The sequence below is a fragment of the Spiroplasma endosymbiont of Cantharis lateralis genome, assembly GCF_964030855.1.
In the GTDB taxonomy this organism is placed as follows: Bacteria; Bacillota_I; Bacilli_A; order Mycoplasmatales; family Mycoplasmataceae; genus Spiroplasma_A.
The window spans coordinates 586,232-603,619 of sequence record NZ_CAXIQF010000008.1 but is presented as its reverse complement, the minus strand read 5'-3'; the positions used below and the strand labels follow the sequence as shown (position 1 = coordinate 603,619).

Sequence of the window (17,388 nt, the reverse complement as noted above, 5' to 3'; positions counted from 1 at the left end):
TCATTTATTTTTGTCTTTTGTTCATCATTAAATTGTACTTCCTCATTTTTATTTTTTTCCTCATTTGAGGACTTTGATTTATCTAATCCTCAAAAGTTTCAGGTGCAATATTCTGATTAATTTCATCTACTTTTATATTTGTTTGTCCTTTGATATTTGGCGAGTACCAATAAATTAATTATAAAAAGCTTTTTAAAAAAGTATGTTTTTTTAGAAGAGATTATTATTTGTTTTATTAGTTAATTCAAAAATTAAAAAGGGTCTTATTGTATAGGTTATCAATCCTCTTATTTTACTTGCTTGTTTATCTGTAGGAGGGTTTCTTTTATTAAACATTTTTACTAAAAAATTGTAATCTTTTTCTGGATCATTATCATTATATTTATTGGCTTTAAAAACATTTTTATCATAAAAATATCTCAATAATTTTCTGTTAAATCCACTATCCTTAAGCGTTAAAAATTCATTATTTTTAACTTTTTCCAATAGTTTAAACAGTGCTTCCTTTTCAGAAATTATTTCATTTAAATCTTCACGTTCAAATTTTTCAATACATCTACTTCCGATAGGAAATAAAATAATTCCATTTTTAATATTTTTTATTTTAAATAAATATTTAATATTTTCTTTACCACATATGCATGAAGAATCCATATTTATATCCTCTTCTCAATCCAGTATTTCTCACTCTATAACTGCGTCAGTTCATTCATTAGATTCAGAATTAAATAATATATGATTAATAAAATTATCTTTATAACTACTCACAATTTCACCTCTAAACTATTATATATTGTTTTTTATTAATCAAAAATTTGATTAATAATATACTCAAAAATTTCTATAAAAACATAAATAATATCAATTTCAGAAATAACATTTATTTTTCCATATGTTCTTCCATCGTTTTTAATTGGATGAGTAGCCAAGACTAAACTACTTAATGTAGTTATACTTTTTGTATTGTCAAAATCTAAAAACTGAATTGCTGTTGATTTATTATCTATTTTTAAAGTTAAAGGGTGTTCAATTGAATTTCTTAATAACTTTAAATTTTCAAAAAAAATTAATTTCTCATTTGAGTCCTTTCTTAATTTGTCTACTTCCTTATAAAAAAAATAACTACTTGCTTTTTTATTAAAATCTTTGCTTTTTAATTCGTTAATTAATATGTTTGGATCTACCTTAAAACATTCTCTAAAGAATAAACTAAGTTCTAACAAAATGGTTATATTTAATGGTAGCGAATAGAAAATTAATGCTTGATATTCCTTATAGTTTGAAAAATCAACTTTGTTAAAAATATTTTTGAAAATATTGTAATGTCTTAAAATTTGATTTTCAGCGGAATCAAATCTTTCAGAAATAAAAGTAAATTCTTCTTTATTTGATACATTATCTGGTAAATAAAAAATAGTATCCTGATTTTTTTTAAAAAAATCAATTCACTTATCATAAAATTGATTAATTAAACTTTTTAGTTTTTCTAGTTGTATATCCAAAATTGCCACAATTATTTACACCTCTTATTTTTATAATATATTTATTTTTTTCTTTTATCAATACCTTTAAACTCATAAAAATCAAATAAATTAATTCTGCTAGATATTCTATGATAATCGAAAAGTTTTTAGTAGTAAAAATAATCGTGACCATTTTGGTGATAGTGTCTCAAATACACAATTGCAGTATATTTTTCACTCTTTAGGAGTAAATACAAAAACAACGTCAATCCCTCAAGAAAAAGCATTAGTTGAAAAAACTTTTGGAACATTACAAAGAAGATGGCCCCAAATAATTAGACTCTTAGATTTAAAAAATATTGAGCAGTTAAATAATTATTTACCCCATCTTATTCAAGAATACAATCAAGATTTTTCAATACCTTTAGACCAATTAGAATCAGTAACTAGAAAGTTTGATCAAGATGAAGATATTGTTTTCTCTTATCGAAGTGAAAGAATTATTGATAATGGTCATAGTATTAGTTTTAAAAAAACTAAGTGATTTATTTGTAAGGGCTTTACTCCAATTTACTTTAAGACAAAGTTAAAAGTAATAGTTATGGAAACTATAAATAAAAAATACAAGATCTATTTATTAGTTAAGTCTTGTATTTTAAAACATAATTTCTTATTTTCTAAAACTATTTCATAATTATGATAGAGTTATTTATCATTCTTTTTTTACAAATCAGATTAGTTATTCTTAATAATTTTTATATTCATAATGTACTTGCTGATGTAATTCAGCCCCCATTAAATTTAACATTTACTCCTCATCCTAAAAAACTTACTTTATCAGCAACAATAAATTGACCATTTGAAAAATATGATGTTGTCATAACAGGAACATAAGATAATAGAACTACATATTTTGCTACTGCAGCAGTCATCACACCAGAAAAAGTCAAAATATCAATTGAGTCTATAAAAATATTATCTCAATCCATAGTAAAAATTCCAAATGATGCTTGTCACCACTTAACATGAACATTAATTCCTCTAACATAAAGTGTTTCCTCACTTCTAAAACTTTCTTTCAGCTTTTCTAAATCATCAAACTTTAAAATAAAATTTTGTAAATTTTTAAATAATTCTTTATCCTTAAAAAAATTAATATTAAAAACAGTTTTATCTACCCTAATAAAATCATTTACCTTTATTAGAGAATCCAAAAAATGCTCCCTTAAAAAGATACTCTCCTCAAAATTATTAACATCTCTTTCCAAAAAGTTTTTATTAGAGTTTAAAAAATCTTTTTCCTTACTAATTATTATATTAGTTGTAGGTGCTGCAACTAAACTTAAACAACCAATTAAACTTAAATAATTCATATTTTTATCCTTTCTGAGCTCACACTCATAATATAATATATACCCATTTTTTTAAATATCAATAGTATATAATTCTATTAGGATGTGATTTTATGTTGGATATAATTAAATTTAATTTTAAAAGAATGAAAAGTAAGTGATATTTAATACTTGGTTTTTTATTTATTTTTTATTTTTATTTTTTGATTCTTGATATAGCAACCCTTATTATTGCTGAAATAAGTTTTGAAGAGAAAATGGAATTTATAAATATTAGAGGTCAATTTATAAATATAAGTTTTATTCTATTTTTTATGTTTTTTAATTGATATCTTTATAAAGATTATCAAAGTGGAATCTGAAATCATTTAATAAGTTCAAAAATTAAATCTAAAAAAATAATTTTCGCTTATATATTAACTAGTTTTATTATTTCAATAACTAACTTAATAATTTATTTTCTCTGATCTATAATTTTTTATAGAAATTATTTAAATGACTATGGAGTTATTAACTTTTTTATAAATAATTTTTTTAAACAATTTTCATTAATTATAACTATTTTTGTCATATTAATATTAATTTTTAAAATTTCTCCTGATAAAAAAGAATTATCATTATTTTTTTTAGCAGTGCTACTATTGTATTTCACATGAATAGACTATTTTTTGCCATTGCTTAGTTTTAGTGTGAATAGTAAAATAATAAAAATAATAGTTAACTTAATTCCACTTATTAACATATCAATGATTAATAGTTTAAATGAATATATTTGATTAGCTATATTAGTTAATTATTCATTAATAGTGTCTGGAGCACTAATATTCACTTTTAGAAAATAGGAGGTTTTTATGAAAATCAATATGAATAAAAAAATATCAGACTTTTTTCAAATTAATATTAATGATTTAGAAATAAGTGAAAATGAAATTATTGGAGTTATGGGTGCAAATGGTTCTGGAAAGACTACATTTCTAAGACTACTGTCAAATAACTTTAAAAGGAGTAAAAATGTTAAAGTTGATCAAAATTATAGTTATTGTATATTACAACAAATAAGTGATTTTGGACTTGTTAAATTAGTAGATTTAGTTATTATGTTTAATAATCTAAATAAGAAAAATATTGATATAAATAAATTTTTTGATAACTATGATTTACTCCCATTTAAAGAAGCCTATTTTGCTAAACTATCTCCAGGACAACAGCAACGTTTTAAATTTATGCTTATTCAGTTATTTAAAACAGATATTTTAATTTTAGATGAGACATTTAATTTTCTTGATAGTGCTTGAAAAAATAAATTATTAAATGATATAAAAGAAATAAAAAATAATTACAAAAATATCTTTATTATTGATCATGACTTAGAAAAAATAAAACAAATTTGCAATAGAATCATTTGTTTTAAAAATGGTGAAATTGTAATTGATTCGAGAGATGTTAATTCAATTAATCAAATAGATATAGACAATATATTAGTTAAATAAAAATTCAACTAAACTAGGTTAGTTGAATTTTTTTATCTAAATTTATCTATATCAGCTATATTAGGATTTTCCCTTTCAATATTCCTTATAAGCTTATTCTTTTTACAATAAATCTCAATCTCGCCTGAAATAACTTCAATTTTATTTTTTAAGACATCAGTTGCTTTTACATTATCATATTCATACTTTAAATTTCTAATCCCATTTTCCAATTTATATAATCCTAAAATTTTATTATGCTTCAATTTTTGCTCTTCTTTTGTGATATTTTTCTCTGGAATTTTTGTTGAACCAGGAAAATAATCAATATCAATGTGTTTACAACCTATATGATGATATCCTTTTGAAATTGCTTCACTCATTGTAATATATTTATTATCATATTGTTCTAAAGATAAAATAGTATTTTCAAAAGGAATACATAATTCACAACTATCTTCTTCTGGTTGAACATAAACAATTGTTCTTAATCTCAGAGCTTCTTTTTTACCAAATCAATTATAAATCCCAAGCATTGGTCTATTACTTCTATTCTCTTTTGCTTCTGTTATCTTCTTATCCACTTCAGAATCTATAAACTCTTTTGGATTATTTACTATGTCTTCTTTCTCTTTTACTTTTTTAGTTATTTTGTTTCAAGGAATAATAAAATAAAGTAATATAAGAAATAAAACAATAATCAAAATAGCTCATCAAGGAAATTTATCCATAATTTCTATTAATTATTATGATCATTAAGATGTTCATAATAATCTCTTGCCTCCTTTAAATTTATTCTTTGTTCTTTTTTACAGCTCACACAAATTCCATTATAAGAAGACTTTGTTTCAAAATTAATTGGATTTTTAAAAACAAATTTTTTAAAATCTCAACAACTTTTACAAAAAGTAAATATTCAATCAGTATCTTGTTCAAAATTAAAAGCCATATTTTCCTCCAAAAAAAGAAATGTAACCATTTCTTTTTTTACTATTTTTTAACTTCTTTTGTTTCTTTAATTTCAACTATTTTTTTCAATGCATTTGCTGCATGTTCAACATCTGGTCCAATAACAATTTGTAAACTTTCATTTCCTAATCGTTTGATTCCATAAGTTCCTGCAGATTTTATTAAGGCATCATCAATTTTACTATTATCTTTTAAAATTAATCTTAATCTAGTTGCACAATTATCAATACTTACAAAATTATCTTTTCCAATGGCTTCAACAATTTTTGAAGCCATATTTTCATATTTATCTCCCTTTTGTGAAGCCTCTTTTGAAGTTGAAGCTTTACTTGAAGTATTTAAATTACCTTTAGCAGAAATTGCCTCAACATTTCTACCTGGTGTAGAAAGATTCATTCATTTAATTACAAAGTAGAATACAAAGTAGTAAGTAGCTCCAGCTGCTGCTGTAAGAACTAAGATTCACAATGGGTTAGATACTATAGTACCTTGATTATTTGATAATGCTCATGACTGTGGTAGTGAAGCTGCATAATCAATAAATCCGGCACTAAATCCAAATCCAATTTGTATTTTCATAGCTGTAGTTATTGCCATAAATATTCCTGTAAGTCCTGCATGAATTCCAAGTAAAACAGGTGCAATAAATACAAATGAGAATTCTAATGGTTCTGTAATTCCTGATAAGAATGAAACCCCCGCAACTCCTCCAAGGAATCCTGCAATTTCTTTTCTATTATTTTTATCAGCTGTCATTATCATAGCAACAGCTGCCATTGGAAGACCACCCATCATTATTGGGAAAAATCCTGCTTGAAATAATCCTGAGTTACTAATACCTTTTGCAAATGCATTAATATCTCCCATAACTGTAGTTGGGTCTCCAACTGTTGGAATTGAACCAAAGCCTGGTTCTACTATATTTCCACTAACTGGCATTTGGAATCAGAAGAATGTATTCATAATTTGATGTAAACCAAATGGTAACAATAATCTATTTAAAATTGAGTAAGCTGTTGTTCCAGGTATTGCCACAGCTGGATTTTCTGGATTAGCAACTGCTGTACCAAAACTAATTAAACCTAATTGTATTCAAGGTCAAATAATTGCAAAAGCTAGTGCTGTTGGAATTGTAACTACAAGTGCTATCATTGGCACAAATCTACGACCTCCAAAGAATGATAGAGCAGTTGGAAGTTTTATATCTTTAAATCTATTATATAGAAATGCTGATAAACATCCAGATACTATTCCCCCAAGTACTCCAGTACTTAAAACATAAACTCCTCCGGCTATATCCCCTTCTTCAATTTTCTGTACATAAAGTAATTTTGAAAAACTATGTCCATCTTTATCAGTAAATGTCATTAATTTTCCATAAAGCATTTCAGGAAGAGTTCCCTCTCCAGTTAATGCTGCAATAGATAAATAAAATATTACAGCTACAAGAGCAACCTCACCCCGATGATCTTTGGCTAATCCAAAAGCACATCCAATAGCAAATAATAATGCAAGATTATCAAATGGGATTGAACCTGGCTTTTGAATAATCAACGAAATTCAATAACCTATTTGATTAGTTATTACCAAATTATCATTAATTGTTTCACTACTATAAGTAATACCTAAAGCACCAAAACGATTTAAAATAGCTGCAAATGGTAAAACTGCAATTGGGAATTGTAGTACTTTTCCCAATTCTTGAAGCATAGTTAAAAATTTACTTCATCCACTACTTGAACTATTTGAATCTTTAACTTTTTTAGTCTTTAACTTTTTCTCATTAGTTAAATGTACACTTTTATCGTTCATTTTTTATTTCCTTTTCTACTTATAAGTTCATATTACAAAAAAAAAAAAAAAATGCAACAATTTTCTATAAAAAGTTGCAATTTTAGAAAAATTTTTAAATTAAATGACCTCTCCTAAGCAAATTGCTAAGAAAATTAGAGCCATTAAATAGCCCACTACTGCTAAAGTAAAAATACCATAATATTGTCAGAATCTAAATACTTTAAATTTAGTAGTAATAACTTTAAAAGAATCCTTTTCATCTTTTTTATTTCCTTTAAATCTAATAAAAAAGATAGTTGAAAAAATTCCAAGTAACAATCCCAAAATTCCAAAACTAAACAATGTTCAAAATGTTCCTGTACTTAATGAACCTAATAGCATTTTTTAATCCTCAATTCTAAATCTAAAATGACTTCATGGACCGATAAATTCAAGTAGTCTATACTCACTTTTTTTTATTGTACCAATTCAATTATACTTTTGATGTTTATCTTCAAATTTATCTTTTAAAATTATATGACACTCTCCCTTATATTTAATGTCATTGTTATTTATTATTACTACATCACCTTTATTATAAATTTTTTTAGTATTTTGTGATTGGATTGAATCATTTTTAAATTCGACTCTTGAAAAAGTTGATCTTATAAAATATTCTGTAATATCGCCTCTTCTAAAATGATTAAATTCTAATAAATTTTGCTCTATTTTACTAATTTTATAAATTGGTTTTAAATTCAAAGTTATTTCATATTTATCAATATTTGCAAGTTCTTCCATCTCTGATTTTGTTGCATATGCATTACCAATTATAACTGTATCAATTTCGTTTGTATAAAATAAAATTTTTGCTTGTTCAGAAATACTTAGATTTCTTTGTTCTTCTAATGTAGGTAATTCTTTTCAACCTACAGCAGAGGTCATATTTCCATGATGGCTTCCCACAAAAGCTGCAGTAGATAAATTATATTTTAAATATCTTTTATTTGCTTCACTAAAATAGTCAAACGGTAAACCAGTATATTCTAGGGGATAAAAATTATGACATCCACTTAATCTATCTTTTATTGGTTTAAAATCTATTACATTATCAATTAAACTATCATTATTTGACATATTTAATTGTATATCAATTGCCCCCTTGTTATGGGTAATATTTGCAATTTCAAATGGTAAGCTTGGTGAATCTAATCTTAAGCAATCAATTCCATATTCTTTACATTTTGATATATCATTAACATTAATTCCAATTAGTTCCATTGATTGATATTCAACATCTAATATAGTATAAAATCCAATTTCCTTTGCATATTTTAAAGACTTCAAAACCATTTCAGCTTTTTTCTTATCATTTTGTGATCCTACAAAATGTAAAATACTTGTAAAAACTACTTTATAGTTTAATTTTTTTGCTAGATCTAAATACTGCTTATCCCTTTCAAAAGTTGATTGTTCTGGATAAATTGATATTCCTAATTTTCTTTTCATAAGTTACCTCACTAGTATAATCTTATCAATAAAAAAATCACTTTTTGAAGTGATTTTTATTTACAGTTTTTTAAAGCAAATTTTAAAACTTTTTCTCCATTTGCTTTACCATAATCTTCTTTTTCTATAACAAAAACAGGCATATTAAGATATGATTTCATTTCATCAAGTTCATAACCAACTTGAGGGCCTAATAGAACTATATCTCAGTTTTTTCCATTAAGTTTAGCTTCATTTATTGAAACTGCTTTGATTTCAACATTAATATCTTCTTCAAATGCATAGTTTTGCATATTTTTAACTAAAATTGATGTGCTCATTCCTGCATTACAAGCTAATAGTATTTTTTTATTCATATTTGATTTCCTCCCAAGATAATTTAACTTTATGAATTTAAATTATTTATTCTATTACTATTTTCTAATATATTTAATTCGTCTAATTTTGGTTTTTTTGTAAACTTACTTAATAGTTCACGTTGTTCTATTTTATTTGCCATTAAAATAAATGGCGCATAACATCCCATTAATATAACTATATTTATCCCTGCAACAAATCCACCCATAATACTTTTTGTTGTTAATATTCCACCAAGTATTGGTGGTGTTGTTCATGGAACCAGAACACTTGAATGTGGCATAATTCCTGCTACTGTTGCAAAATAAGCAAATGAACCTGCTAATAGTGGTCCAACAATAAATGGTACAAATAATATTGGATTTAAGACTAAAGGCAACCCAAATAGCAATGGCTCATTAATACAAAATAAAGCTGGAATTAAAGTTACTTTTGCCATAGACCTATAATCGCCCCGTTTTGAGAACATTAATATAACAAGAATTAAACCAATAGTTCCTCCAGTACCTCCCATAAATATGAAGTTATTCATAAATGGATTTGTAAAAACATATTCTGGATTTAATCCCTCAGCTAACGATTGTTGATTTTGAGTAAGTCCATCTAGTTGAATTGGTTCTAATATTGGTGAAAGTACTCCACTTGCATGAATTCCCATAAATCACAATATTTGTCATAAAAGAACTATTGCAATCATTCCACCAAATCCAGAAACTGCATTAACCATAGGTTTTTGAATTGCTACAGTTATTAAACCATTTAAATCAATGAATGTAACTTTTTCAGTTCCAATAGATATTTCTCCTACACTTTGACCAATTCAAGTAATTGAAAATGCAATAATTCCAAAAAACACAGCTGAAATAGTATAAGGAATTAAAATATTAAATGATTTAGAAACTCCATCAGGAACTGATTCAGGCATTCTAATTTTAAATTTTTCATTTTGTGAAAGTCTACCAAATAAAACAGTAGAAGTAATACTTATAATCATGGCAGTAAACATTCCTGAAGTTCCAAAAACTCCAATATTTGTTCAAAATGACGGACTCATAATAAGAAATGCTACAAATGCAACAACAGCTGCAGACCATTGATTAACCTTATAATAAGGTGCTAAATGGTATGCAATTGCACCTGCTAGTAAAAACCCAAAGAAAGCATAAGTTCCATTCCAAATATATGAACCTATTGTTTTAAATTTATCTAAAATAGCTAATTCATCAGCAGTTAAATAAAAGAAGTTAAAAAATCCCCCATTGGCTGCTCCTAAAATTATATTATTAATTAAAATAAAAACAGCACCAACTATTACTAATGGCATTAATGAAAAAAATCCATTTTTTAATGCAACCATAAATTTTCAATTCGATAGTTTTCCAGAAGCATTAGTTACTTTATCTACAGTCATTTTTATAGTTAAAGGATCTGCTTTACCAGCATTATATCTAATTAAAAGTTTTTGATGCTTTATTCTAAATTTTTCTTCTTTTATTTTATTTTCATAAAAAATTTTATTTTCATTAATTTTTAATGAAAGATCATAAATTGTTTCATCTAATTCATTTTGAAAAGGTTTAATTCTTCTAGCTTTTCTTTGTTTCTTTAAGATATCATCAATATCAGCAAGACTTTGATTATCTTTTTTTCATTTTTCCATTAGATTTTTAGATTCAATTTTATAGTTTTTTCTATAATTAAATATTTTAGTTGCAGCATCTAATTTAATTTCTTTTAGTTGTTCAGTTAATTTTAAATGCTCCTCTTTAATTAAAGACTTTTTATCATTTCATTCTTTTTTAATTTTTATTTTAAGTTCCTTATTTTTGGAATTCATAGAGCTTTTTTGAGACTTTATAAAAGAAATTTTACTTTTAGTTTCCTCAATATCCAATTTATTTTTTTCAAGTCTATTTATTTTTTTCTCTTCATATTCTGAATCTAAATTTTGAATATTGTTTTCATAATCTTCATAGAGTTTATTTATATCAGTTTTTTGATATTTTGCAATTGAAAGTGACAAATCAAAACTTGCTTTTAAATCCTTTTGCTTTTCTTTTTTAATTTTATTAAAAGTTGAAGATACCAACTTTAACTTTCTTTTCTTTTGATGAAGTTCATTTGATAATTCAAATAATTCTTTTCTATTATTTTTTAACTTTATTTTGTTTTCTTTAATAATTTTTGTTGCTTCAAAAATTTCAGGATAATTTTCATACTTTTGCATAATTAAAAGTTACCCCCATCATCTGTTTCTTGAAAACCATATTTAAAGAATTTTTGAACTTCTTCACTATTTAAACTTCCCTCTAGGCCATTAAAATGAACTCTAGGAACAATCATTATTTTTTCTTCAAGACCAAAATCCTTTTCAACTATTGCCTCATTAATTTTTCCATCTTCTTTTTTTATACCCAAAGACATTACTTCAATTAAATTATCATCAATTTTTAATGCCTCTTCTTCGTTTAATTGCTCTGGAGATTTTCCTTTATAATCTTCACATGATCTTCAGCTATTTAAATAAGCTATTTTTTCAGCTTTTTCCATTTCGCTATAATTTAACTCACTATTACTTTTTAAAGTATGTTCACAACTTCAATTATAAGTTAAGATCCCATTAGTATCTTTGTTTTTTGAATCATATCAATAACCAGTATAATCCTTTAATGAATCTTCTCCTTTTTGACCAACATTAAGATATTCAATAATACTCTTATCAAATTTAAGTTTTGTTAAAGAGTTTCCACTACTAATTACTTTTTCCATTACTATAAACTTTAGCATTGGTACAAAAAAACCATTTTCAACGTATTTATTCATCTCTTGAATGCTCTCAATATAAGCCTTATTTTGAGATGTTTGTTGATAATTATTATAGTTATCTTTTGTTATTACTTCATAATAGGCTTGTGTAAATTTTAAGTTATTTTTTAGAACTACAAATCTTGCAGCATTTGATTGAAATTCAGGTTTTATTATCTCATCTCCAAAAAAATCTAAAAAGTTCTTTTCTGATTCATAGTTCATTATTTTAGAAGCATTACCATAAATTTCTTTATCTTGAAGTACATAGTAATAATAATCATTATTGTTATCACTTTCTTCATCAATTACTACCATTGAATCAAAATAGCTTTTTGCTATTGAAAATAGTTGTAATGACTCATTAGTTATTTCCTTTAACAAAGCATTGTTTCTTTTAATTTCACTATTAATATCCAATGAAAATAAATTCCTACGTACTTTATTTGATAAATCTATTTTACTTGTAATATTAAAATATTCATTCTCAGCAATAGATTGTGCATCTTTTTTTAAAATTGCTTTAAATTCTAAAGCCCAAGTTGCATTACATGAAACAACTTGAGTGGTTAGTAAAACTGAAGAAGTACTTAATCCTAAAGCACCAATTACAGATATTAGTTTTTTCATATAATCAACTCTTTCTATATATATTTTATAATATTTAAGGCATTAAATACAAATAAATAAATTCAAGATTTAATTTTTGTAAATAATAAAGCTTTTTCTTATTTTATACTTCTAATAAAAAAAATTAACTAAAAGATAGAATAATTAATAATATAAATATAAAAAAGTGTACTTTAAATTTAAACAATTATTTATTTACTTAGTTATTAAATAAAATAAAAAGACAAAACCTAATAAATAAGTCTTGTCTTTACTAATAAAATAAATTTATTTTATTGTTATTAAATTATCAATACCATATTTGTAAACTCCTCAAGCTCCAACCATATTTCCTAATTGCGCTGTTCTAATAGTTATTCTTGAGTAAAAATCTGGTAAAACATATTTTTTTAATTTTTGCTTAATAATTTTAATTAATGGCTCGCCTAAATTGGAAGGTCCCCCACCAATAACAATCATTGATAAATCAAAAAAATGAATTAATACTGAGATACATTTAGCTAATGGTTCTAAACTATCTTCAAATACTTTTATAACCTCAGGGTCATTAATTTTAACTAAATCCGCTACATCAATAATATGGATATCTCCATTTAGCTGATTAAATATTTTACCTAATGGACCCTTAGATTTTGAACCAATCTGTTTTAATTTTTTTTCAATACCTGTTGCTGAAGATACTGGTTCTATACAACCAATTAAACCACAACTACATTGACACTCTGATTGAAAACCACCGCCATGTCCTGGTTCACTTGGCAGTCCAGTGTTATCTCCAAAAACTAATTTTCTATCAAAAATTGCACCACCACCAACGCCAGTTCCCAATGTAAATAAAGCCATTGAGTCTGGTTTTCCTTTTAAAGAAATTGCTCATTCTCCGTAAGCCGCAGATTTTGCGTCATTTAATACAAATACATTTTTATTATTAAATAACTTTATTAAGTTCTTTTTAGCTGGATAGTTTTTTCAACCTAAATTTGTTGAATAAATCACTGTTCCAGTTTTATTATCAACAATTCCACAAACTGCTATTCCAATGAAATCAAGTTCATTCATATTTATTTCATTTTCTTTTGCTATTTTAAAAGCTTCTTTTGCAATATTTTCAAGTATTTTATCTTTATTTATAGTATTAAAAATAAAAGTATGTCTAATTTTCATATTATCAAAAAAAGCACATTTAGCAGTTGTGGCTCCTAAATCTATTGTAAATGCTTTTGGCATGTTATGCCCTCCCAAAATTTTATTTATTTATAATTTTATACATTTCAATCATTTCTTTTCCAAGATCAATAATTGCTTGAGTAGTTAGCATTTGATCTTCAGCATGAATAAATATTAATTTTAAATCAAGCTTTTCTCCATTTGCTTCTCTTGAGACAATATCAAAATGAAGATTATGAGCCTTTGTCATTTCCAACTCAGCTTCTTGCATTAATTTATTTGCAGTATTAAATTCTTTTACCTTTGCTGAACGAATTGCTCTTATTGCATTCGATTTTGAAGTTCCAATACAAGAAATCATTTCCATTGATATATTTTCTCAATTAATTTCACTCATTTTTGCTCTCCTATTTCATAAGACCTAATGTATACAATTTTTTAAAACGACCTTCTTTTTGTTTAAGTTCGTTAAATGTTCCTCTTTGTGAAACACCATTTTTATCAAGTACTATAATCTCATTAACATTTTTTATTGTACTTAATCTATGTGCAATAACAACTGTTGTTCTACCAACCATTAATTTATCTAATTCTAATTGAATCTCTTTTTCTACAACATTATCCAATGCACTAGTTGCTTCATCAAGAATAAGTAATTGAGGGTCCTTTAAAAAGATCCTTGCAATTACTAAACGTTGTTTTTGCCCTCCGCTTAACATAAAACCTCGTTCTCCTAAAATTGTATCATAACCCATTGGGAGTTTTTTTATGTAATTATGGATTTTTGCCTTTTTAGCTGCTTCAATTGCTTGTTCATCTGTTTTATCAAAAAAAGGATATTTAAGATTTTCCATAACAGTTCCATAAAGAATTTGTGGTTCTTGCTCTACATAACCCACTTTATTTAAGTAACTACTTGGTTCTAATAACTTAATATTCTTACCATTAATTAAGATTTGCCCTGTTGTTACATCATAAAATCTTAGTAATAATTTTGCAATTGTTGATTTTCCAACACCAGTTTCTCCTACAAAAGCATAGCTTTTATTTTTTTCAAAAGTTAAATTTATTTCAGCTAATATTTTCTTTTTTGGAGATTCAGGATAATTAAAGGTAACTTTATCAAAAGTTATTTTTTCAATATCTCCTATTTCCTCAGGTTGATCTGCAAAGGTTAATAATGAATTTGTATCATAAATATAGTTTAATCTCATTATACAATTAGATAATTTTGTAAGTCCTCGCATTCACATTGGTAATGTTAATAATGAATAAAGAATGTTATTTGTAGCTGATGTAAATGCTACAAGTAAGTGTGATAGTTCTGATGGGTCCATAGAATTCTTATAAAGACCGATAGCTGCAATAATTGTAATAATTGGTAATGACCATGCAAAAGTATAAGAAAAAAATGATAATAAAGATTGAAGTCAAATTACTTTACTTAATTTTTTATCATATTTATCATGTAACTTCATATTTCGTTTAGTTTCTATATCTTCTGATGCATTTGCTTTTATAGCTCTAATATTGATTAAACGATCTGTAATATCTGCATCAATTGATTGTTTAACATCAACTGACTCAATAATGGCTCTTCGATAATAAATAAATAAAACTCAAATTATTATTACTAAAACAATAAATATCATTAAAACAATTAGAGCAAGATTAACATCTAAAATAAACATAAATATCATCATTGCTATAAAACTAACAGTTGTGAACAATAAATTTAATAAAAAATCATTAAATGAATCTCCTGCTCCTTGACTGTCATTAATTACTCTCGACATTATTAGTCCTAATTGGTTTTTTGAATAGTAGCTAATATCAACTTCAACAAGTTTTTTTAAGGCTTTAACTCTTAAATAAATTTCAACTTTTTTTGAGAAGTAAGCCGAGTAAATATTTGTCAAATAGTCAAAAATTACAATTAGTAGTAATAGTGCTAATCCAACATATGCTCAGCTAACCCAAGTCATTGAAAATCCTAAAAAACTATTAGCTTGTTGTCCCTCATTAATAATATTTTTTGTCATTTGACTAACTACAATAGTCATTGAAGAGTAAAAAATTGCATCAATAATTGTAAAAATAATATAACCTACAAAAGTAGTAGGATTTTGTTTAATACACTCTCCAATCATTTTAAAAGAGTCTATAAATTTCTTTTTAGAGAATGCTTTATCACTTATAAATTTCTTTTTTTTCATAAATACCTCAAAAATAAAAAACCCTTTCTAGGTTTTTTGTGGTCCATCTTAAAAAATATGAGAACCTGTATAATTCAGTCCAGTTCCTATTAATAGTAATGCTATATTAATTCCTAATAATGATAAATGGAACTTTCACGTACCTTTCATTATTGTACCATAACTTGTTCTACCAATTTGTGCTGCTCCAACAACAATTCCTGAAGCTGGAGATACCATATTTGCCATTCCATTTGCAAATGCAAATGCTGTAATACTTCCAGAAACCATTGTTATTGAAGAAGAACCAATAGTAACTGAATTTGCTAGTGGTCCCCAAACTGGAAAGATTGCAGTAGAAAATCCTGAAGTTGAAGGTAGAGCAAATGATAATGGAATAAACAATAGGAAAGTTATTATTATAAAAGCAAAAGGATTCATTGAATTGCTATTTGACCCATTAATTGAAGTTAACATTAATGACTTAATTCCAGTTTCACTTAATAAATAAGTAATAGCTCCAGCTATTGAAATAATAAATGCTACACCTATCATATCTTTAGAACCTGTTAATAAATCCTCTACAAAAGTTTCTTCTCCCTCTCAGTTTAAAATAGAAACTATTAATGAACCTATAAGGAAAAAACCAGCTACAACGTACATATCTCCATGTCCAAATCCAGGAACTAGTGATGTAAAGAATGGCATATATTCTTGTACTCAAATACCTGCACCCTCAAAAATATTTTTACCAATTAATGTATCTCAAGGAAATAAATAGGCAATCATTAAAAGAAACATAAATAAAAAGATTATACATACTGTTATCCTTTTCTTTGTCAATGGTACTTCATTAACTTGTTCTTTTAAGAAAAACTTTTTATCTTCTTCTAATGTAGAAAAAGTATAAGATAAATGTGGATTTTTTTTAACTTTTCTTGCATAAAACATAATGTATGCTGATGTAAAACCTGTAACTAAAAACCAAGCAATTATTCTAAATGCTAGTCCATCAGTTGGATTAGAAATTCCTTCTTGACTTGAGTTAGCAGCTGCTGAGGCTGTAAAAATTAAGAAAGGATCAAATGTTGCTAGCATTGGACCAATACCACCACCAAGAAGAACAGTAATTGTTGCTGTAAAAACATCAAAACCTGCGACAAGCATAAGTGGAATAACTATCATATGAAACCCTAAAGCTTCTTCAGCCATACCATATGCTGACCCACAAAAACTTAAAAATACTACAATAATAGGAATAGCTCATATTGTTTTATCTTTAAATTTTCATGCAATTTTTTGAGTTAAAGCATCTAATGACTTAGACTTCATAACAATATAAATAAAAGCACCAATTGCCATAACAAAAACAATAATTTCAACCTTATCATTAAATCCCTGAAAAATAGAGACAAATAAATCAATAATACCAATAGCTTTAATTTTTTCATCTTCAGCTTTTACGCCTGCATAGTGTAAAATTCACGATACTACCATTATGATTACTAATACAAAGAAAAGTATTGTAAAAGAGGTAGGAATTTTGAACTTCCTCTTTTTATTAATTTTTAATTCATTATTATTCATTTTAAGTTCTCTCATTCTAATTAATATAATTTATTGCTATTTATTATTTTATTCGTCTATTAAAAAAATTTAAAGATAAGTATTAATTGAAAATTAATCAAAAAACATAGTT

Annotated in this window: 16 protein-coding genes and 1 pseudogene; 2 read left to right on the top strand and 15 right to left on the bottom strand. The window is 25.4% G+C overall.

The window, feature by feature from the left end; all coding sequences use genetic code 4:
• Positions 1–210: 210 nt before the first annotated feature.
• Both AAHM99_RS05080 and AAHM99_RS05075 read right to left on the bottom strand, forming a co-directional pair.
• The gene (locus AAHM99_RS05080) at positions 211–768 is read right to left on the bottom strand and encodes a hypothetical protein (protein WP_342275592.1); all 558 of its coding nucleotides are present in this window, start codon (positions 766–768) and stop codon (positions 211–213) included.
• A 35-nt stretch (positions 769–803) separates the two neighbouring features.
• Positions 804–1,511 (bottom strand): hypothetical protein, encoded by a 708-nt coding sequence (locus AAHM99_RS05075; RefSeq protein ID WP_342275591.1) that lies wholly within the window; start codon positions 1,509–1,511, stop codon positions 804–806.
• A gap of 103 nt (positions 1,512–1,614) precedes the next feature.
• Between AAHM99_RS05075 and AAHM99_RS05070 the strand changes: the two are divergent.
• Positions 1,615–2,088: pseudogene (locus AAHM99_RS05070) on the top strand (transposase family protein); the annotation flags it as partial.
• Positions 2,089–2,218: 130 nt separating this feature from the next.
• Here AAHM99_RS05070 and AAHM99_RS05065 read toward each other — a convergent pair.
• Complete coding sequence (locus tag AAHM99_RS05065) at positions 2,219–2,836, bottom strand: hypothetical protein (protein ID WP_342275589.1); 618 nt, start codon at positions 2,834–2,836, stop codon at positions 2,219–2,221.
• Between the two features lie 830 nt (positions 2,837–3,666).
• On the opposite strand from AAHM99_RS05065, the gene AAHM99_RS05060 reads away from it, so the two are divergent.
• Positions 3,667–4,305, top strand: coding sequence for an ATP-binding cassette domain-containing protein (locus tag AAHM99_RS05060; RefSeq protein WP_342275588.1), 639 nt, complete (start codon positions 3,667–3,669; stop codon positions 4,303–4,305).
• A gap of 32 nt (positions 4,306–4,337) precedes the next feature.
• On the opposite strand, the gene AAHM99_RS05055 is transcribed toward AAHM99_RS05060, so the two are convergent.
• The 12 genes from AAHM99_RS05055 to AAHM99_RS05000 all read right to left on the bottom strand — a co-directional run bounded on the left by AAHM99_RS05055 (position 4,338) and on the right by AAHM99_RS05000 (position 17,276).
• The gene (locus AAHM99_RS05055; protein ID WP_342275587.1) at positions 4,338–5,015 is read right to left on the bottom strand and encodes a structural protein; all 678 of its coding nucleotides are present in this window, start codon (positions 5,013–5,015) and stop codon (positions 4,338–4,340) included.
• Positions 5,016–5,023: 8 nt separating this feature from the next.
• Complete coding sequence (locus AAHM99_RS05050) at positions 5,024–5,233, bottom strand: hypothetical protein (RefSeq protein WP_339029615.1); 210 nt, start codon at positions 5,231–5,233, stop codon at positions 5,024–5,026.
• Between the two features lie 41 nt (positions 5,234–5,274).
• On the bottom strand, positions 5,275–7,065 hold the full coding sequence (locus AAHM99_RS05045; protein ID WP_342275586.1) for a PTS transporter subunit EIIC: 1,791 nt from the start codon (positions 7,063–7,065) through the stop codon (positions 5,275–5,277).
• 99 nt (positions 7,066–7,164) lie between these two features.
• Positions 7,165–7,428, bottom strand: coding sequence for a hypothetical protein (locus tag AAHM99_RS05040; protein ID WP_342275585.1), 264 nt, complete (start codon positions 7,426–7,428; stop codon positions 7,165–7,167).
• A 3-nt stretch (positions 7,429–7,431) separates the two neighbouring features.
• A complete protein-coding gene (locus AAHM99_RS05035; protein ID WP_342275584.1) occupies positions 7,432–8,535 on the bottom strand; it encodes a MupG family TIM beta-alpha barrel fold protein in 1,104 nt (367 codons plus the stop codon).
• A gap of 56 nt (positions 8,536–8,591) precedes the next feature.
• Positions 8,592–8,891 (bottom strand): PTS sugar transporter subunit IIB, encoded by a 300-nt coding sequence (locus AAHM99_RS05030; protein ID WP_339029621.1) that lies wholly within the window; start codon positions 8,889–8,891, stop codon positions 8,592–8,594.
• 29 nt (positions 8,892–8,920) lie between these two features.
• Positions 8,921–11,119, bottom strand: coding sequence for a PTS transporter subunit EIIC (locus tag AAHM99_RS05025; RefSeq protein WP_342275583.1), 2,199 nt, complete (start codon positions 11,117–11,119; stop codon positions 8,921–8,923).
• 2 nt (positions 11,120–11,121) lie between these two features.
• Positions 11,122–12,327, bottom strand: a complete 1,206-nt coding sequence (locus AAHM99_RS05020) for a hypothetical protein (RefSeq protein ID WP_342275582.1) — start codon at positions 12,325–12,327, stop codon at positions 11,122–11,124.
• A gap of 267 nt (positions 12,328–12,594) precedes the next feature.
• Positions 12,595–13,554 (bottom strand): ROK family protein, encoded by a 960-nt coding sequence (locus AAHM99_RS05015; RefSeq protein WP_342275581.1) that lies wholly within the window; start codon positions 13,552–13,554, stop codon positions 12,595–12,597.
• A gap of 19 nt (positions 13,555–13,573) precedes the next feature.
• Complete coding sequence (locus tag AAHM99_RS05010) at positions 13,574–13,891, bottom strand: PTS sugar transporter subunit IIA (RefSeq protein ID WP_342275580.1); 318 nt, start codon at positions 13,889–13,891, stop codon at positions 13,574–13,576.
• A gap of 10 nt (positions 13,892–13,901) precedes the next feature.
• Positions 13,902–15,710 (bottom strand): ABC transporter ATP-binding protein, encoded by a 1,809-nt coding sequence (locus AAHM99_RS05005; protein WP_342275579.1) that lies wholly within the window; start codon positions 15,708–15,710, stop codon positions 13,902–13,904.
• A gap of 48 nt (positions 15,711–15,758) precedes the next feature.
• Positions 15,759–17,276, bottom strand: a complete 1,518-nt coding sequence (locus tag AAHM99_RS05000) for a hypothetical protein (protein ID WP_342275578.1) — start codon at positions 17,274–17,276, stop codon at positions 15,759–15,761.
• Positions 17,277–17,388: the final 112 nt, after the last annotated feature.